The 18,353-nt window shown below is 51.4% G+C and carries 15 protein-coding genes and 1 pseudogene; 13 read left to right on the top strand and 3 right to left on the bottom strand.

Annotation, left to right across the window (positions count from 1 at the left end; all coding sequences use genetic code 11):
• The first annotated feature begins 106 nt into the window (after window positions 1-106).
• From MCJ35_RS12510 to MCJ35_RS12475, 9 genes and pseudogenes are all read left to right on the top strand, one after another.
• Window positions 107-1,408 carry an ABC transporter substrate-binding protein gene (locus MCJ35_RS12510; protein WP_240299506.1) on the top strand — a complete coding sequence of 434 codons (1,302 nt, stop codon included), beginning with the start codon at window positions 107-109 and terminating at the stop codon, window positions 1,406-1,408.
• A 58-nt stretch (window positions 1,409-1,466) separates the two neighbouring features.
• Window positions 1,467-2,348, top strand: coding sequence for a carbohydrate ABC transporter permease (locus tag MCJ35_RS12505; RefSeq protein WP_025486928.1), 882 nt, complete (start codon window positions 1,467-1,469; stop codon window positions 2,346-2,348).
• Between the two features lie 64 nt (window positions 2,349-2,412).
• Window positions 2,413-3,246 (top strand): carbohydrate ABC transporter permease, encoded by an 834-nt coding sequence (locus MCJ35_RS12500; protein ID WP_008716975.1) that lies wholly within the window; start codon window positions 2,413-2,415, stop codon window positions 3,244-3,246.
• A 22-nt stretch (window positions 3,247-3,268) separates the two neighbouring features.
• Window positions 3,269-5,578, top strand: coding sequence for an alpha-galactosidase (locus tag MCJ35_RS12495; RefSeq protein ID WP_025486929.1), 2,310 nt, complete (start codon window positions 3,269-3,271; stop codon window positions 5,576-5,578).
• 417 nt (window positions 5,579-5,995) lie between these two features.
• Entirely contained in the window at window positions 5,996-7,834 is a 1,839-nt protein-coding gene (locus MCJ35_RS12490; protein WP_034578247.1) for an alpha-amylase family glycosyl hydrolase, read from the top strand.
• A 147-nt stretch (window positions 7,835-7,981) separates the two neighbouring features.
• Window positions 7,982-8,587, top strand: coding sequence for a DNA-3-methyladenine glycosylase I (locus MCJ35_RS12485; RefSeq protein WP_025486931.1), 606 nt, complete (start codon window positions 7,982-7,984; stop codon window positions 8,585-8,587).
• A gap of 29 nt (window positions 8,588-8,616) precedes the next feature.
• Window positions 8,617-9,027: pseudogene (locus MCJ35_RS12480) on the top strand (DUF3795 domain-containing protein); the annotation flags it as partial.
• On the top strand, window positions 9,022-9,138 hold the full coding sequence (locus MCJ35_RS32070; RefSeq protein WP_329602232.1) for a DUF6783 domain-containing protein: 117 nt from the start codon (window positions 9,022-9,024) through the stop codon (window positions 9,136-9,138). The pseudogene MCJ35_RS12480 and the gene MCJ35_RS32070, both read left to right, overlap by 6 nt.
• A gap of 1 nt (window position 9,139) precedes the next feature.
• Window positions 9,140-10,027, top strand: coding sequence for a VIT1/CCC1 transporter family protein (locus MCJ35_RS12475; RefSeq protein ID WP_025486933.1), 888 nt, complete (start codon window positions 9,140-9,142; stop codon window positions 10,025-10,027).
• 23 nt (window positions 10,028-10,050) lie between these two features.
• Here the strand turns inward: MCJ35_RS12475 and MCJ35_RS12470 are convergent, their stop codons facing one another.
• The 3 genes from MCJ35_RS12470 to MCJ35_RS12460 form a co-directional block, all read right to left on the bottom strand.
• Entirely contained in the window at window positions 10,051-11,787 is a 1,737-nt protein-coding gene (locus tag MCJ35_RS12470) for a M56 family metallopeptidase (RefSeq protein ID WP_240299504.1), read from the bottom strand.
• Window positions 11,784-12,164: a BlaI/MecI/CopY family transcriptional regulator gene (locus tag MCJ35_RS12465; protein WP_025486936.1), complete on the bottom strand. Its 381-nt coding sequence runs from the start codon at window positions 12,162-12,164 to the stop codon at window positions 11,784-11,786. Before MCJ35_RS12465 ends, MCJ35_RS12470 begins: the two co-directional genes overlap by 4 nt.
• Window positions 12,165-12,269: 105 nt before the next feature.
• A complete protein-coding gene (locus MCJ35_RS12460) occupies window positions 12,270-13,634 on the bottom strand; it encodes a S41 family peptidase (protein WP_025486937.1) in 1,365 nt (454 codons plus the stop codon).
• A gap of 203 nt (window positions 13,635-13,837) precedes the next feature.
• Here MCJ35_RS12460 and MCJ35_RS12455 point away from each other — a divergent pair, with 203 nt between their 5' ends.
• The 4 genes from MCJ35_RS12455 to MCJ35_RS12440 all read left to right on the top strand — a co-directional run bounded on the left by MCJ35_RS12455 (window position 13,838) and on the right by MCJ35_RS12440 (window position 18,353).
• A complete protein-coding gene (locus MCJ35_RS12455) occupies window positions 13,838-14,611 on the top strand; it encodes a hypothetical protein (protein WP_025486938.1) in 774 nt (257 codons plus the stop codon).
• Between the two features lie 156 nt (window positions 14,612-14,767).
• The gene (locus MCJ35_RS12450; RefSeq protein WP_240299503.1) at window positions 14,768-16,240 is read left to right on the top strand and encodes a PTS transporter subunit EIIC; all 1,473 of its coding nucleotides are present in this window, start codon (window positions 14,768-14,770) and stop codon (window positions 16,238-16,240) included.
• A 54-nt stretch (window positions 16,241-16,294) separates the two neighbouring features.
• Window positions 16,295-17,752 (top strand): glycoside hydrolase family 1 protein, encoded by a 1,458-nt coding sequence (locus MCJ35_RS12445; protein WP_240299792.1) that lies wholly within the window; start codon window positions 16,295-16,297, stop codon window positions 17,750-17,752.
• A 181-nt stretch (window positions 17,753-17,933) separates the two neighbouring features.
• A complete protein-coding gene (locus MCJ35_RS12440) occupies window positions 17,934-18,353 on the top strand; it encodes a hypothetical protein (protein WP_008716955.1) in 420 nt (139 codons plus the stop codon).

Below are 18,353 nucleotides of genomic sequence, written 5' to 3'. Positions count from 1 at the left end.
GATAAAACAACGTGATATCATAAGGTTAACAGAAAGAAAGAAGAAAATAAAGGCAACAAAATGGTTTATTTAAACCGAAAAATGCAGGTATAAGAGGGGGAAGACTATGCACAAAACGTTAAAATGGTGTCTGGTATTCGGAACAGCCTTACTGCTCGCCGCGGCCATGGTCACAGGGTGTGCAGGAGCAGGAAAAACAGGGGACGGGAAAGTGAAGCTTTCCTTCCAGATATGGGATACGGCCCAGAGGAACGGCATGGAGTCCGTGGCCAGGGCCTACATGGAACAGAATCCGGATGTGGTGATTGACGTCCAGGTGACCAGCTGGGATGAGTACTGGACCAAGCTGGATGCGGCGGCTGAATCCAACCAGCTGCCGGATATATTCTGGATGCATACTAACCAGATCCTTAAATATGCGGATTATGGAAAACTGGCGGACGTGACAGACCTTTATGATGAGGAGGACCCGGATTACTACACAAAACATTTTTCGGAAATCTCCCTGAACAATGCAAAGGGGTCGGACGGACGCATCTACGGGGTGCCGAAGGATAAGGATACGGTCTGCCTTGTATATAACAGGGAAATGTTTGATAATGCAGGACTTACATATCCGGATGGATCCTGGACATGGGATGACCTGACAGCGGCGTCCGCAGCAATTCATGAAAGGACAGGAAAATACGGCTTCATGGCATATGCGGATGAGCAGCTGGGGTACTGGAATTTTGTGTACCAGGCAGGCGGCCATATCCTGAACCAGGATAAGACAAAAGCAGGTTTCACGGACCCGGCCACAAGAAAAGGCATGGAATTTTACATTAATTTGCAAAAGGAGCCATGGTGCCCGGACCAGAAATATTTTGCAGAAACCAATCCCGGAACCGCCTTCATATCCGAGCAGGGCGCCATGTACCTGGAAGGCAACTGGAACCTGATGTCCATGATGGAGAACAATAAGAACCTGGAAGGAAAGTGGGATGTAGCGGTGCTGCCCAAATGCCCGGATCCCTTAAACGGGGACGGCAGGGCAACCATTTCCAACGGCCTGTGTTATGCCACCGGGGCAAAGGGGAAGAAACTGGAATACGCGAAGGATTTCCTGAAATTCACCGGTTCTGAGGAAGGACAGAGGGTGCAGGGGCTGTCAGGCGCAGCCATCCCGGCCTATGAGGGACTGGAGCACACCTGGGTGCAGGCCTTCGACCAGTTTGATTATAAGCTGGATGTACAGAAATGCGTGGATATGTTCCCTTACGGGGTACAGAGTGTGAACAATGCATCAAGACCCAACTGGAAGACGCAGATTAATGATGCCCTGCTTAAGATATACAGCGGCGAGGTGAGCCTGGATGAGGGGCTTGCAGCCATGCAGAAGCTGGTAGACGAGGCAAAGGCACCGTAACGGAAAGGGCATGATGCCCGGCACTGTTTACGGAAACTGTCTAAAAATGGAGGAAGCTATGGGAAAGAAACGTATTTTAACAGATGACGCAAAATGGGGCTACCTGCTGGTTGCGCCCACCATCATAGGACTGATTGTATTAAATGTATATCCTTTCATCCAGACCCTGGTGCTGAGTTTTTCCACCACCCACCCCTTTGGGATTTATGAAGTCACGGGAATCCAGAATTATGAGCAGATGTTTGCAAGTAAGGAATTCTGGAAAGCAACATGGAACTCCATCTATTTCTGTATCCTGACCGTGCCTCTTGGCGTGTTCCTGTCCCTGCTTGCAGCCGTGCTGCTGAATGCAAAGATTAAGGGAAAATCCGCCTTCAGGGCCATCTACTTCCTTCCCATGGTAGTGGCCCCGGCAGCCATCGCAATGGTGTGGAAATGGATCTTCAACGCGGAATACGGAATCATCAACCAGATAATCGGAACAAAGGTGAGCTGGCTTACCACGCCCGGCCTGGTGCTGCCTGCCTGCGCCGTGGTGGCTATCTGGAGCGCCATCGGATACGACGCCATCCTGCTGCTGTCCGGGATCCAGAACATTTCCAAAAGCTATTATGAGGCGGCCAGCCTGGACGGGGCAACGAAGATACAGCAGTTTTTCAAGATTACCCTGCCCATGGTCAGCCCTACCTTGTTTGTGGTATTAATCATGCGTCTGATGGCCTCCATCAAGGTTTACGACCTGATTTACATGATGGTGGACCAGACCAATCCGGCCCTGACCAGCGCCCAGTCCCTTATGTACCTGTTCTACCGGGAATCCTTTGTGGCAGGGAACAGGGGGTATGCTTCGGCAATCGTGATCTGGACCGTGGCATTAATCGGCATCATCACGGCCCTGCAGTTCTGGGGACAGAAAAAATGGGTCAACTATGAGGTTTAGGGTGTGCAGATGGCGGGGATGGGTTTTCAAACACGCCCCAGGAGATAAATAAGGAGGAGATTCCATGAAATCATACCAAGAAAGCCGTAAGATTAATACCATACTCGTATATGCCGTGCTGGGGGCAGGGGCCGTGCTGATGATATTCCCTTTTTTGTGGATGCTTCTTACCAGCTTTAAATCAGCCGGTGAAAGCGTGCAGATACCGCCCACGATCCTTCCGAAGGAATGGCTTGCAGAAAACTATAACAGGGCATTGATTGCCCTCCCTTTCGTAAAACTGTATACCAACACCGTCCTGCTGATTCTTTTCAGGGTAATCTGCGCAGTGGCATTCTCATCCGCAGCCGGGTTTGCATTTGCCAAGCTTAAGTTCAGGGGAAAGAACCTGCTGTTCTCACTGGTCATCATGCAGATGATGCTGCCATCACAGATATTCATCATCCCCCAGTATCAGATGCTGGCGAAGATGGGACTGACCAACACGATATTTGCACTGGTATTCCCGGGGCTGGTCAGCGCCTTCGGAACATTCTTCCTGCGCCAGGCTTACATGGGTATCCCCGATGAGCTGGGTGAAGCCGCCTACCTGGACGGATGCACCAAATGGCAGACATTTACAAGGGTAATGATGCCCCTGACCAAGGCTTCCATGGCAGCCCTGACCATCTTCACCGCAGTGTTTGCCTATGCCGACCTGATGTGGCCGCTGATTGCCAACACGGATATCAACATGATGACGCTGTCGGCAGGCCTTTCCACACTGAGGGGGCAGTTCACCACCAACTATCCGGTCCTGATGGCAGGTTCCATGCTGGCCATGATACCCATGGTCATCCTGTACCTGGTGTTCCAGAAGCAGTTCATTGAGGGCATTGCCATGACAGGCGGAAAATAGAACATTTAAAAGGAGACAGACAATGGCAATCCGTTACCAGGAAGAACAACAGCTATTCACCATACACACAAGACAATCGACCTATCAGATGAAGGTGGACCGCTTTGGGTACCTGCTGCATCTTTATTACGGGGACCGCTCAGAAGGCTCCATGGAATACCTTCTCACCTATGCGGACAGGGGATTTTCAGGAAATCCCTATGAGTCCGGCGGGGACAGGACCTATTCCCTGGACGTACTCCCCCAGGAATATCCGGTCCTTGGTACCGGGGATTACAGGAGCACGGCCTTGCAGGTAAGGCAGGCGGACGGTTCCATGAGCTGTGACCTGCGCTACCGCAGCCATGCCATAAAGCAGGGGAAATACAGTCTGCCGGGACTTCCGGCCATGTACCAGGAGGAAACGGGCGGCGCGGATAAGGCGGCGGCCGGGCAGCCTGCAGACGGCGGCGCGGAAATGGATTGCGAAACATTGGAAATCGTCCTTGAGGACAGGGCCAGTGGGCTTATGGTGACATTATTATACGGGGTATTTCCAATCCACGATATCATAACCAGGGCTGTAAAGATTGAGAACATGGGAAATGGATCCCTGGCCCTTGAAAAGGTGCAGAGCGCGTGCCTGGATTTCCTTTACGGGGACTATGACTGGATACAGTTTTACGGCAGGCATGCCATGGAACGGAACTGGCAGAGGACAGAGGTATCCCATGGCGCCCATGTGATCGGAAGCAGGCGCGGGACCTCCAGCCACCAGTACAGCCCCTTTGTGATACTGGCTGAAAGGGATGCCACGGAGGATGCGGGGAAATGCTACGGCATGTCATTTGTCTACAGCGGAGCATTCAGGGCAGAGGTGGAAAAGGACCAGTTTGGCCAGACCAGGATGATGATGGGGCTTCAGGACGAGATGTTCTCCTATGGACTGGATCCGGGGGATACCTTCCTTGGGCCGGAGGTCATCATGAGTTACAGCGGAAGCGGGCTGTCCGCCCTGTCGCAGCATTTCCACAAAGCCATCCGCCGCAACCTGTGCAGGGGGAAATACAAGCTGGCCCCCAGACCGGTGCTGATTAACGGCTGGGAAGCGGCTTATTTTGACTTTACAGGGGAAACCATATATGAGACAGCCAGACAGGCCGGGGAACTGGGCGTGGAGCTGCTGGTGCTGGATGACGGCTGGTTTGGCAGACGGGACAGCGATACGTCGGGCCTTGGGGACTGGTCTGTCAATGAAGGCAAGCTGGGCGGCACCCTGGGCAGCCTGGTGGAGCGGGTGAACGGCCTGGGACTTAAGTTCGGGATATGGATTGAACCGGAAATGGTATCCCTTGACAGCAATCTATACCGGGCCCATCCTGACTGGGCGTTTACCATTCCCGGAAGGAAGCCGGTGATGAGCCGGAGCCAGCTGGTACTGGATTTCTCCCGGAAGGAAGTGGTGGATTATGTGTTTGACAGCATCTGCCGGGTATTTGACAGCGCCAATATTGAATATGTGAAATGGGATATGAACCGCAGCATCACGGATGTATACTCTGCGGTGCAGGAACGGGACGGCGCTAACCTGCAAAATGGTGGGAATACACAGGATGGCGGGAACGTCCGGGCCGCCAGGACCGTGAACCCGGGAAAGGTCATGTACCACTACGTGCTGGGATTATACGATTTCCTGGAACGTCTTACAAAGCGGTATCCGGATATGCTGATTGAAGGATGCAGCGGCGGTGGCGGACGGTTTGACGCAGGTATGCTCTACTATACGCCCCAGATATGGTGCAGCGACAACACGGATGCCATTGACCGCATCCGTATCCAGTACGGCACATCCTTTGGTTTTCCCATATCATCCGTTGGCTCCCATGTATCCGCATGCCCCAACCACCAGACCGGAAGGCAGGTTTCCCTGGAAACCCGGGGCGTAGTGGCCATGGCGGGCAGCTTTGGGTACGAACTGGATCCGGGCGTACTGACGCAGGATGAGAAGGAATGCATCAGGAAACAGATTGAGGATTATCACAGGTATCAGGATTTAATCCACAACGGCGATTACTACAGGCTTGGCAATCCATTTAAGGAAATGCAGGCAGGGGCATGGATGTTTGTCAGGGAAGATAAAAGCGAGGCACTGGTGAATGCAGTGACCCTTGAGACACATGGCAACCCGCTTCCTGTGTACATACGGCTGAAAGGACTGGAACCTGGGTGGAGCTACCGGGAAGGGTCCACGGGCCGCGTATATCCGGGGGCGGCCCTTATGTCCGCCGGGCTTCCGATACCTTATATGACCGATGAATACCAGTCATGGCAGGCGCATCTGGTAAAGGTGTGATTCCGGTACGGCGGGATAAGGCACGGCAGGAATGCGGGAACAGGAGAATTGAAGATGGCTGATAAATCTGATAAAAATGGAGCGTATAGGGCAGAAGCGGGTAAATGTGTGACAGATAAAAACATAACAGGACAGCATGTGGCGGATAAAAGCATAACAGGCCGTCATGCGGCGGATAAAAGCATAACAGGCCGTCATGCGGCGGATAAAAACATAACAGGCCGGCATGCGGCGGATAAAAGCATAACAGGCCGGCATGCGGCAGATAAAAACATAACAGGCCGGCATGCGGCAGATAAAAACATAGCAGGCCAACATGCGGCAGATAAAAACATAACAGGTCGGCATTCGGCAGATAAAAACACAGCAGACAAGCATACAGCAGACAGACCCATAGCAGGAAAAGCCGGATTAAAAATCCCCCCTTTCCAGAAACGCCTGGAGCGCCATCTGGATGAACTGAAATGGCTTTATATGGAGCTTTACGACAATCAGCAGATGTTTGAAGGGCTGTGCAGGGGAATGGAGCAGTTCTGTCTGGAGCGCAGGGACAGCCTTAAAAGGCTGGACATGGAGCGGGAGAAGAATCCGGGATGGTTCAGGAAAAGCAGCATGCTTGGCATGATGATGTACACGGACCAGTTTGCAGGCACGTTAACAGGCGTGAAGGAGAAGCTGGATTACATAGAAGGCTGTAATGTCAATTATCTACATCTGATGCCTTTGCTGGACACCCCCAGGGGCCGTTCAGACGGAGGATATGCGGTGTCGGATTTCAGGAAGGTAAGGGATGACCTTGGAACCATGGACGATTTGATGACGCTGGCAGATGAGTGCCATAAACGGGGAATCAGCCTGTGCCTGGATTTTGTGATGAACCACACGTCCGAGGAACATGAATGGGCAAAGCGGGCCAGGGCAGGTGAAAAGGAGTACAGGGAACGGTACTTTTTCTATGACTCCTATGACATTCCCAGGCAATATGAACAGACCGTACCCCAGGTATTCCCCGCCACGGCGCCGGGCAACTTCACCTACCTTCCGGAAACAGGCAGCTACGTGATGACCAGCTTTTATCCCTATCAGTGGGATCTGAATTACAGGAATCCCGTGGTGTTTAACGAGATGATGTATAATTTCCTGTACCTGGCCAACTGCGGGATGGATGTCATACGGATAGATGCGGTGCCATATATCTGGAAAGAACTGGGAACGGACTGCAGGAACCTTCCCCAGGTCCACACCATTGTGCGCATGATGCGTATGATCGGCGAGATTGTGTGCCCCGGCGTACTGCTTCTGGGAGAAGTGGTCATGGAGCCGGAAAAGGTGGCGCCGTACTTTGGCACGGTGGAAAAACCTGAGTGCCATATGCTTTACAATGTAACCACCATGGCCACCCTGTGGCATTCGGTTGCCGCCAGGGACGCCAGGCTTTTAAAACGCCAGATGGAAACCATCAGCAGGCTGCCGGACACCTGTTCCTTCCTCAATTATCTCCGGTGCCATGACGATATTGGCTGGGGGCTGGACTATCCGCTTCTGGAATCCTGGGGCATGAAGCAGGTGCCACATAAGAAATACCTCAATGACTTCTTCACAGGAAAGATACCGGAAAGCTTCAGCCGGGGCGAACTGTACAACGAAGATCCTGTCACAGGCGATGCGCGGTTCTGCGGAACAACGGCCTCCATGTGCGGAGTGGAAAAGGCTGGTTTTGAAATGGACGATGAAGGCATGGAACATGGAATCGGGCGTATCCTGTGCCTCCATGGATTCCTCTTCTTCCTGTCCGGGATACCTGTCCTTTACAGCGGGGATGAGATAGGGCAGGTAAATGACTACACGTACAAGGAGGATCCTGAGAAAGCCGCTGATTCCCGCTATATCCACAGGGGAAAATTCCGGTGGGAACTGACAGGATACATAAAAGACGGCAATTCCGTGCAGGGACGGATATTTTCCGGGCTAAAACAGCTGGAGGAACTGCGCAGGGGCGAGGAACTTTTTGGTGCGGACGCCAGGTTCTCTGTCAGGGAAACCTGGGATGATTCCGTGCTGTGCCTGGTGCGGGAACGGGAACAGGGAAAGCTGGTAGGTATCTTTAATTTTCATGACTATGGGAAGATTGCCTGGATTGATGAGACAGACGGCATGTACCAGGATATGATGACCGGGGAAATACTGCGGGCGTCCGCTGTAAAGGTGGACGGTCATGGATTCAGATGGTTAAAAAGAACAGAGGCAGGGAGCTGATTGGAAGAAGGCTCCCTGCCTTCATTTCCGCTGTCTTTTAATGCGCTGTTTTCTTGTATTATTGCAGGTATGACGATATAATGAAAAGGTAGTTGTGTACATAAAACCAGACCGGAGATAAACCATAAACCAGAGGGGGAAGATTGTATGGAACGCTGTCCATGGTGCCTTTGCAATGAAAAAATGATCAGATACCACGATGAGGAGTGGGGCATCCCCCTCCATGATGATTACAGGCAATTTGAATTTCTCATGATGGAGGTCATGCAGTGCGGCCTGAACTGGAACATGATGATTCAGAAACGGGAAATCTTCCGTCAGTGTTTTGACGGGTTTGACTATGATAAGGTGGCTGCTTACGGGGATAGGGACGTGGAGCGTATCCTTGTGGCGGAAGGAATGATCCGTTCCAGGCGAAAAGTGGAGGCCGTCATCCATAACGCCCGGCGTTTCCGGGAAATCAGGGAGGAATACGGCTCCTTCAGCCGGTATATATGGTCTTTTTCCAAGGGAAAGACCATCCTGTATGCGGGGCATCAGAAGGGCCGGATCCCGGCAAGCAACAAGCTGTCGGATGAGGTGAGCAGGGATTTAAAGAAGCGGGGATTCAAGTATATGGGTTCAATCACCGTGTACTCCCATCTGCAGGCCTGCGGGGTCATCAATGATCATGGGGAAGGCTGCTTCAGATACAGGGATATCATTGAGAATTACCCGACCGTCAGGAAGAGGGATGTACAGCAGGAGGCATAGGATTTCCATGGAGGGGAGGGAAGAGGCTTATGAAAATGCCTGAGGAAGGCATCCGCCCGGTCATGTTTGCTCCATGCGGAATGAACTGCATGGTCTGTTACAGGCACTGTTACCACAGGAAACCATGCGCAGGCTGCCTGGAAAGTGACTTGGGAAAGCCGGAACACTGCAGGGCCTGTGACATAAAAGACTGCGTCAGAGGAAAAGGATTATCCTACTGTTTTCAATGCCCTGAATATCCGTGCAGACAGATCAGGAATCTTGAGAAAAGCTATAACAGGCGATACCAGGCAAGCCTTATGGAAAACAGCAGGCATGTTCAGGACCATGGCCTTGAATCCTTCATGGAAGAGCAGAAGAAAAGATATACGTGTAAGCGGTGCAAAGGCATTATTTCCCTTCATGACAGGGAATGCAGTGAATGTCAGGAGAAGATGGAGTGGGGTGTGCAGATGGCGGGAATGAATTTTCAAACACACTATAAGGCCTGTCAGAGGGAAGTCCAGGGTAAATCAGAAGGCGGTGAAAGGAAAGATAATGGGGGGACATAGGATGAAAGACATGACATTAAGTCCGGAAATGAAGGAAACCGTGCGCAAGGCGCAGATTGACGAGGAGACCGGGGCCATTCTTTATGGATATCTGGGGAGGAAACAGAAGGATGAAAAAAACAGGAAGGTGTTCAGCCAGATGTCCTCGGATGAAAAGGCGCACGCAGCTGTATGGAAAGGAATCACAGGGGAAGATGTGGTCCCTAAAAGAAGCCATATCCTGTTCCTAAAGATACTGACCGTTATCTTCGGATTCACATTCGTGGTAAAGATGATGCAGAAGGATGAGCGGGTGGGACGGGAACGGTATGGAATGATGTGCCATGAACTGCCCCAGGCAGCCAGGATGCTGGAGGAGGAGCGGTCCCATGAGAATATACTATACAATATGCTGGATGAGGAACGCCTTCACTACGTGGGCGCCATGGTTTTGGGGCTGAATGACGCCTTGGTTGAACTTACGGGCGCCATTGCAGGCGTTACCTTTGCCCTTGCCAATACGCGCCTGGTAGCCATGACCGGAATCATAACGGGAATTTCCGCAACCCTGTCCATGGCGGCTTCCAACTATCTGGCGGAGCGGGCAGAGGGGAATGCAGAGGCGTTGAAGTCCAGTGCCTATACAGGGGCGGCATATCTGGTGACCGTGGCCCTGCTGGTGCTTCCCTATCTCTTATTTCCGGCCCATATGTATGTTGCTGCATTTGCGGTAATGATTGTGACCGTCATGCTTATCATACTGTTTTTCAACTATTACATATCCGTGGCAAAGGAAGAGCCATTCCTCAGACGGTTTCTGGAAATGGCCCTGATATCTTTGTCAGTTGCTGTTATTTCGTTTATTATTGGCATACTGGCTAAGAATTTACTTGGAATCGATACACTGTAAACGCGCATCATTTCCAATATCCCTTAATATGTAAGTCCAATTGGGTTTTCATTCGTAAGATAATATACGGTTCCATCTGATTTAGAGAATAACAGGTCAAATTCACAGATGGCAGAATCAGACTCAAAATAGAATTCACCTTTTTCAGAAACATTGATGCTGCAGGAAACAGGAACAGCCTCCCCGGCGCCTGCTGTTTCATCGGCCAGTGTGACCAGCGTACCATCCTCATCCCTGTACATCAGCCGTATCTCCCCATCCAGTGGGGTTATGCTTCCGCTTACCGTAAGCCCGGTATCCGGCAGCTTTTCAAAACGGACCAGGCTCCGTGGATGGGTGTTCTGATAGATTGTACCGCTGATTTCATAATTTTTTTCATCCTCGGTTGTTGCAGCATGGAAATTGTGATACAGGCTTCGGTTCAGGAATTCCCTAAGGTCTGATATGGATTGGCTGCCGCTAATGGATGCATGGGAAGCAGCATAGGCTCCCGTTGTAATCGCGCCGGCTGATAATAAGAGTGTCATGGCAAAAGCAGTGACAGCGGCAAACCTTGTTTTTTTCTTAAATGTCATAATTGCGCCCAACCTTTCTTTTAACAGTTCCTTGCCTTCAATCAGTGTCACGGAGGAGAGAGGCGCTTTACAGATGCCTCCGGCGCCTGTGGCATGGATCAGTGTATCACCGTAGACCCGTATCTTTTCCCTGTCCAGTTTCATGATGACCGCCTCGTCGCAGGCAAGTTCACAGGCCCGGCTGATTTCACGGCCCATCAGATGCACAAGTGGATTGAACCAATGCAGGCAGATTGTAAACTGGACCAGCCATTTGTAAACGGTATCCATCCGTCTTAAGTGGGTCAGTTCGTGGAGCAGGATGCAGTCAAATCCAGTCTCCTGCATGTCAGCCTCAGGGAGCACGATACAGGGATGGAAAAGGCCCATCAGAAGCGGGGAGGAAACAAGAGGATTAATGTACAGTTCCACAGGTTTCCTGATTCCGGCCTGTCCGCCAATCACTGCCATCCGGTCTAATATCCTTGTATCAGCAACCGCTTCCCCGCCAGCTTTTACGTAATCCCTGAAGTCCTGATAAGCTGTAATCTTCCGTGTCAGCAGGATTATTGCTGTCATGAGCCAGATAAGCCAGAGGTTTTGGGAGAGATGGGATAGAAGCTTTCCTGCTGTCAGGACAGCGGGGGATAAGCCTGTCCTGGATTTTGAGGTTTCATTTTCACGCCCTGTAACGCCCTTATCAACAGCGCCCTTATCAACAGCGCCCTTATCAACAGCGCCCTTATCAGCGGCGCCCTTATCAACAGCACCCTTATCAACAGCACCCTTATCAGCGGAGCCCTTATGAACAGCGCCCTTATGAACAACGCTCTTATCAGCGGAGCCATTACCGTCAGCCCTATTCTCCACAATATCATTCCATAAAGTGCCACCGTCCGTACTGTCATTGCCGGCAGCACCGTCCCCCATAGCGCCTCCAGCCAGCATCAACCCGGTCATCTGTTCCTCAACTAAGGCTGTCCCCGCCTGGATACCTGCCTGCCCGGCCTTTAAGAATAAGGTGTTCATGAGGCTTTCTTGCGGTGTGAATGGCAGGAGCAGACGGCTGATTACCACCAGCCAGATATAGTACTGCCAACGTCTGCCAAACCGGTTCCTGAACAAGGGTTTAAAGAGGAGCAGGGCGGTAATCAGTAAGGTCCCGGAAAGCGACATGGACAGGATGACTTTCCATATTCCATTCATCGGCTCTTGTTCTCCTCCTCCCAGAATTGCCTCAACTCCTCATAGTCCTCAGCTGTCAGCATATCCCTTTGGATTAATGTTGATACAAGTCCCTTTGCATTGCCCTCGTAGAATTTTTTAATCAGCTTTTCTGTCTGCAGCGCCTGGTAATCTGCCTCTGTAACCAGGGCGGCGTATTCGTTACGGCGGCCTATCTTATTTGTCTTTAAAAGCCCCTTTTCCACCAGACGGGACAGCAGGGTGATGACCGTGTTCTTTTGCCAGCGGCTGCCAGCCGCTGCAAGCTCATCCATGATTTGGGCATAAAGGACCCTGCCGCCCTTTGCCCAGATGATTTTCATCAGTTCTAATTCAGCATCAGATACCTGTTGGACCATTCGTTCCTTCCTCCTGTTAAAACTACAATGTGTAGTCTAAATATATGATAACACGATGTAGTCCATGTGTCAATACAGACAGAGCCATATCAGCACATATCATGGCTAGTGATCCTGTCCAATGACCCTTAAACAGGTATCCAGCGCGGACTCCCCCTCAGGAGAGAGGATATCAGGCATTGTCCCATACTCCTGGCTGCCGGAACCATCGGGCAAAGCGCCGTACTCTGCTGCGTACTGAACGATAAGACCGCTGTTTGGAAGTATGATGGGCAGAGGGTCGCTTCCGATTCCTTCCCCGCCTGTCCTGGTTCCCACCAGCGTCATGAAGCCGGTTGCCTTGGAAAACATGGCTGCGTATTCGGACGAGGAAAAGACGGTATCGCTTACAAGCAGCCATAGTTTTCCTTTCAGCATTTTTTCTTTCCCCAAAGGTTCGGTTGTGTACTCTATTTCATGGAACAGATCCACATCGGACAGGTCATCCTGATTCATGAGGGGAAGTCCGGGGAATTCCGAAATAGGGCGGTAATCATTGAAATCCAGGAAAATCCCGTTATTTTCCCCGGCTTTTATCAGTTTATACGCGTTGTATTTCAGGGTGGTATCAATATTGGGGGATACAATCAGGTCATTGAAATAATTCATGGAACCGCCGCCATTATCCGTGAAATCGAATATCACGTTATCATAATCCTTCACGGTTCCATAAAAATCAAAGAGCTGTTTTTTATCCTCGCCGTAGACATTGGAGGGTAGAAGGGAATCGATTTTTATGTAGGCAATACGGCCTTCTTGAATGATGCGTGTCTGGACATTATCGATGTGTGTCCGGACATTATCCGCCGCTGATTCCGTTCCTGTATCCTGGGCTGTTTCAGCGGCATCGTAATATGCCATCACTTTGTTATAGGCAGGATTTGTTATGGCCTTCATTTTCCCGTAGTTTTCCATGGATTTATCATTGTTGTATGCTGCGGAGAATTTCTGCATGCGTTCCATTTCAGGATAATCCCTGGCAAGGCTTTTGTAGGAACTGGCGGAATCTTCATACCAGTAGGGATTGTCCAGCATCAGATGTCCAATCTGGTCATTGGTATTAATGAATGCATCCAGCTGCTGATAAAAGGCGATATCGGTTCCGCCCCTGCTGATTTCTTTTCTTGCTGTCCGGTATTTTTCCTCCAGATCCACATTCCGCATTCTCCTGAGGACATGGAAATAAGGATAATTATCCTTCAGGGTCTGATACAGGATATCCAGATCCTCCAGCTTCTGCTGCGTGGTCAGGTTAACCCAGTTTCCCTTTTTCAGTTTCTGAATCTCTTTTCGAAGCGATGGCGGCTGCTCACCGGTATCTTCCACATCAGTCTGTCCATTGCCGGCAGATACGGTGGACGGACTGCTTATGATGACTGCCGCGCATATTAAATAGAGCATACCCTGTTTCAAACCTGTCATTTTTTTCATCCCCGGTCCTCCTTTGACTTGTCAGGAATTACATTATTTACCAGTTCATTATACCATCCCTGTTCCATCCGGGCAAATTAAAATATACTGTCAGGTATTATGGCAGCCCTGCTCCGTATATAGTGGAAATCCAGCCGGACCTGTGCTATGATGAAACCAGTTTTAACAGACTGTAAGCCATCAGTATCAGGAGGATTATTTCCATGAACGGGGAAATGTATCAGATCTGCCACATCACAGCGGCAGCCAAAAACGCGCTTAAGACAGGCGCATCCATACAATATGAGCCTGTGCCATATGAAAAATGCATCGGATTCCAGTTCCTGCCGGAAAAGAAGCTGTTTGGCACAAAGCAGGTAAATGCCAAGGGGGTGGAGGAGTGGTATGTCCACTGCTGTAAGAAGGGCATGAGGGATATCAAGATGATGCTTCCCATCCAGGTCAAGGACCGGAATGTGCTGGGATTTTCCAACACGTCCCAGAGCGCCCTTGTCTGTTTTTGGGGGAACAGCCAGGTAAGCCTTTTCTTTCCAAGATGGGAGTTCGATTCCGCGCAAAAGGGCTGGGATATCCGGTACGCGGAACAGGTCTGTAAGGACCTGTCCGGGATGAAGTTCCATTTTGGCGATAACACGGAGGATTTTAAAGCAATCCTGGAAAAGATAGGGCGGTTTGCCCGAGAAATTGATTGCGGTAATTTTGCGGATATATTCGAAACATCCCTGTCGTACCTGCAGGGGGTTTCACTTCCGGAACATAGGTCCGGACAGATTCCCCTCCCTCAGATTCCGGAAAGCCATCTGCCCCTCTTCCAGGCTGCCAGCCGGGCGGATGTGTTCGGCGCCATGGGTTCGTGGAATGATTCCCCGCCCTACATGGCCCATGAAAAAGGGATGGACGAAGAATATGGAACCTTGTCTGACGGACTCCTGAGACAGCTCCGCCTGGCAGTTCTCTATGCAGTCAACGGATGGTAAATACAAAAAACAGAGAAGGGCAGCAGACCCCTAAAATAGCCGGATGAAATCCGCAGGTAAATGCTATATTAAACCTATATGGTCCTGCCTGCAGATGAACCCGGCTTTTTTGTGCTGTTTTCAGGGAAATGCAGGCAGCGGGAAGGAGCAGGAAATATGAATTATGATGCGGTGGCCAGGGACATCCTGACCCTGGCAGGCGGTCCCGGGAATGTGGAGAATCTTACACACTGCTTTACCAGGCTTAGGTTTGAACTGTCGGACAGGACGAAAGCAGACAAAGAAAAGCTTGCACAGGTGGAGGGCGTGGTTTCCGTGGTGGAACGGGGCGGACAGATGCAGGTGGTGATTGGGACAAAAGTGGAACATGTCTATGAGGCGGTATGCAGGCAGATGGAGGCGGGAAAGACATCGTCAGAAAGGGCGTCAGCAGGAGAAATATCGGCAGGAAAAACATCGGCGGGAAAGATATCGACAGGAAAGACACCAGCCGCCAATAAGGACATCCAGGCAGGCGCCAGGCAGGGTACCTCCGTATGGAACCGCATCCTGATATCCATATCCGCCATGTTCACCCCCATGGTGCCTGCTATTGCAGCCTCCGGGCTCTTAAAAGGATTCCTGACCATTGCCAGGATTACTGCCTCCGGCCGCGGAGTGGACATTACGGGGAATGAGACTTACATCATCCTGATGGCTGCCACGGATGCAATCTTTTATTTCATGCCGATCATCCTTGCATATACCAGCGCAAAGGTATTTCATGGCAATGAATTCGTTGCCATGGCATTGGGCGGCACCATGTGCTATCCGGTCATACTGGAACTGATGACGGGCGGGGCGGCGGTCAGGATGTTTGGCATCGCACTTACAAAGGCCAACTATACGTCCTCGGTCATCCCTATCATCATCGGGGTATTCATACTGTCCTATGTGGAACGGTTCCTGACCAGGGTCATTCCTGAGATATTGAAAATCATCCTGGTGCCGGGCATTTCCCTGCTGGTCATGGTGCCTGCCGTCTATCTGGTATTTGGCCCGGTGGGCATTTACATTGGAAATGCAATCAATTACGTGTATACGGGCATGATGGCCTTAAGCCCGGCCCTATGCGGGGCTTTCATCGGCGGGATGTGGTGTGTGTTCGTCATATTCGGCGCCCACCGCGCCCTGGTCCCCATTGGGATTAATGATGTGGCGCGGTTTGGACGGCAGAACCTGCTGGCATTTGCAGGGGCGGCTAACTTTTCCCAGGGCGGCGCTGCCCTGGGGGTGATGCTGAGGACAAAGGACAGGAACCTGAAAGCAATTGCCGCCTCCGCCTCCCTGACCGCCGGGGTGTGCGGGATTACGGAGCCTGCGATTTATGGCTGCAACTTACGGCTTAAGAAGCCCATGGTATGCGCCGTTATCTGCGGGGCGGCGGGAGGGGCGGTCATGGGGATTGGCGGCGTGTATGGGGATGCATTTGCAAATAATGGCGTGCTTACGCTGGCAACCTATGGGGCGTTCGGAATGAGGAATTTCCTCTTTTATCTGCTGGGAATCAGTATTTCCTTTTTTGGGTCGGCATTGCTGACCTGGGTGTTTGGGTTTGAGGAATTGGATGAAGGGGAGAATAGAGGATGAGGACGATGGAGGATGAAGACAATAGAGGATGAGAACAATGAAAAGGAGGATTCCATGAGTAAAAAAGGCACGGATGAAACAGCAGGTTCCGTCAGACGACCAACCCTATTCCCGGAACATTTCCTCTGGGGCGCATCCTCCTCCGCATTCCAGATAGAGGGCGGATGGGATGAGGGGAAGAAAGGCATGACCGTGGCGGATTACAATTCCTTCCGGCGTTCCGGCATCCAGGCAGACACCAGGACGGCCAGTGATTTTTATCACCGCTGGAGGGAGGATATCGGGCTGATGAAGGAACTGGGGCTTAAGATGTACCGTTTTTCCATGTCCTGGGCCAGGATCATACCGGATGGGGACGGGGATGTGAATCAGGAAGGAATCAGGTTCTACCATCAGGTCATTGACTGTCTTTTGGAACAGGGCATTCAACCCTTTGTGACCCTGTATCACTTTGACCTCCCCTATGCCCTGGTGGAAAAGTACAATGGCTGGGAATCCAGGGAATGTGTGGCTGCCTTTGAGCGGTATGCCGGAATCGTATTCCGTGAATTTGGGGACAAGGTGGCGTACTGGCAGGTCCACAATGAGCAGAACCTGATGGTCAGGGTGGATGAACGGATGAATATCAAGGCCGGGGATGCGTGGGAGTGCGACCGCCTCAGGGCGCAGATGGATTATCACATGTTCCTGGCCCATGCCCTTGCCGTAAAGGCGTGCCATGAATTGGTTCCCGGGGGAAGAATAGGCCCGGCGGTTTCCTCCACCTGCACCTATCCCCTGACCAACCGGCCGGAGGACGTATGGGCTGCCAGGATGAATGACTGGTTCAAGACGGATTATTGTCTGGACATGTACTATGACGGTGAATATCCGGGATATTATATGAGGTATTTAGAGGAGCGGGGCATTGTGCCAAAGACGGGGGCTGGGGACAGGGAGATACTGATGGGCGCGCGGATGGATTATATTGCTGTCAACTATTACAGGACGCTTTGCGTTTCATATCTTCCGGCAACCGGGGGGCATGTGCTTGGGGAACGGTCATTTCCAGTCAACGAGGTGGATTTTGACCAGTATGGATATTTCCGGCATGTTAAGAATGAATATCTGGAAACCAGCGCATACGGCGCGCAGATTGACCCCATGGGGCTCAGGACGGTGCTCAATCTGTACTACCGCAGATACAGGCTTCCCCTCATTGTCACGGAAAATGGTCTTGGGGCCGGGGACGTGCTCACGGAAAACGGCAAGGTCCACGACTACTACAGGATAGACTATCTCAGACAGCATATTGAGGCATGTTCCCAGGCCATTGGGGACGGCGTGGATCTGTTCGGATATTCCCCCTGGTCTTTTATGGACCTGCTCAGTTCCCATCAGGGCTTCCGGAAACGGTATGGTTTTGTGTATGTGAACCGGGATGAACATGACTTAAAGGACCTGGCGCGCATTAAAAAGGACAGCTTTTACTGGTACCGCAGGGTAATTGAGACCAATGGGAGGGAACTGTGACCGGGAGTTGTAACCGGAAGCTGTAATCGGGAACTGTGGCCGGGAGCTGACCAGCCTGTCTGAGGGCCGCAAATGGAGTGGTATGGACTGGGATTATATGGTAGAATAGACTGTATGATTGAAGCTGATGCACTGAATCATCCGGTGGGTCAGAAGAAGAAAAAATCGGGGAGGAATATCCGTGAAGCTGAAGGTCAACATCAAAAAGATAGGAAAAAGCAAACACCAGGTCCAGGAAGCCGTATATGAGATTCCCGGACATCCGGGGAACGTCAGGGAACTGATAGAAGCCATGACCACTGCATGTGTAGCGCTCTATAACCAGAGGATGGATGATAAGGAGCTGCTGCGCTGCCTGACCAGCGATGAGATTAATGACCAGGCAGCTTCCGGCAAGGTGGGCTTTGGCGTGAATTACGGGGACAGGAAGGCTGACCTGGAATCGGCGGTGGATCATGCAATCCAGTCCTTTGAGGACGGTATATACAGGATTTTCCTGGATGACAGGGCGCTTGAACAACTGGAAGAGAAGATATTGCTGACAGAAGGGAGCAGCCTTACATTTGTCAGGCTGACCATGCTGGCGGGAAGGATGTGGTGA

Source organism: Enterocloster sp. OA13 (genome assembly GCF_022440595.1).
In the GTDB taxonomy this organism is placed as follows: Bacteria; Bacillota; Clostridia; order Lachnospirales; family Lachnospiraceae; genus Enterocloster; species Enterocloster hominis.
The sequence above is the reverse complement of the archived record's forward strand: the minus strand, read 5'-3'. Positions and strand labels throughout refer to the sequence as shown.

Excerpts from the sequence above, each read along its gene's own strand:
- MCJ35_RS12500 (WP_008716975.1), top strand. The coding sequence starts at position 2,413 with ATGAAATCATACCAAGAAAGCCGTAAGATTAATACCATACTCGTATAT.
- MCJ35_RS12455 (WP_025486938.1), top strand. The coding sequence starts at position 13,838 with ATGAACGGGGAAATGTATCAGATCTGCCACATCACAGCGGCAGCCAAA.
- MCJ35_RS12495 (WP_025486929.1), top strand. The coding sequence starts at position 3,269 with ATGGCAATCCGTTACCAGGAAGAACAACAGCTATTCACCATACACACA.
- MCJ35_RS12450 (WP_240299503.1), top strand. The coding sequence starts at position 14,768 with ATGAATTATGATGCGGTGGCCAGGGACATCCTGACCCTGGCAGGCGGT.
- MCJ35_RS12445 (WP_240299792.1), top strand. The coding sequence starts at position 16,295 with ATGAGTAAAAAAGGCACGGATGAAACAGCAGGTTCCGTCAGACGACCA.
- MCJ35_RS12465 (WP_025486936.1), bottom strand. The coding sequence starts at position 12,164 with ATGGTCCAACAGGTATCTGATGCTGAATTAGAACTGATGAAAATCATC.
- MCJ35_RS12460 (WP_025486937.1), bottom strand. The coding sequence starts at position 13,634 with ATGAAAAAAATGACAGGTTTGAAACAGGGTATGCTCTATTTAATATGC.
- MCJ35_RS32070 (WP_329602232.1), top strand. The coding sequence starts at position 9,022 with ATGGAGTGGGGTGTGCAGATGGCGGGAATGAATTTTCAAACACACTAT.
- MCJ35_RS12470 (WP_240299504.1), bottom strand. The coding sequence starts at position 11,787 with ATGAATGGAATATGGAAAGTCATCCTGTCCATGTCGCTTTCCGGGACC.
- MCJ35_RS12510 (WP_240299506.1), top strand. The coding sequence starts at position 107 with ATGCACAAAACGTTAAAATGGTGTCTGGTATTCGGAACAGCCTTACTG.
- MCJ35_RS12505 (WP_025486928.1), top strand. The coding sequence starts at position 1,467 with ATGGGAAAGAAACGTATTTTAACAGATGACGCAAAATGGGGCTACCTG.
- MCJ35_RS12475 (WP_025486933.1), top strand. The coding sequence starts at position 9,140 with ATGAAAGACATGACATTAAGTCCGGAAATGAAGGAAACCGTGCGCAAG.
- MCJ35_RS12485 (WP_025486931.1), top strand. The coding sequence starts at position 7,982 with ATGGAACGCTGTCCATGGTGCCTTTGCAATGAAAAAATGATCAGATAC.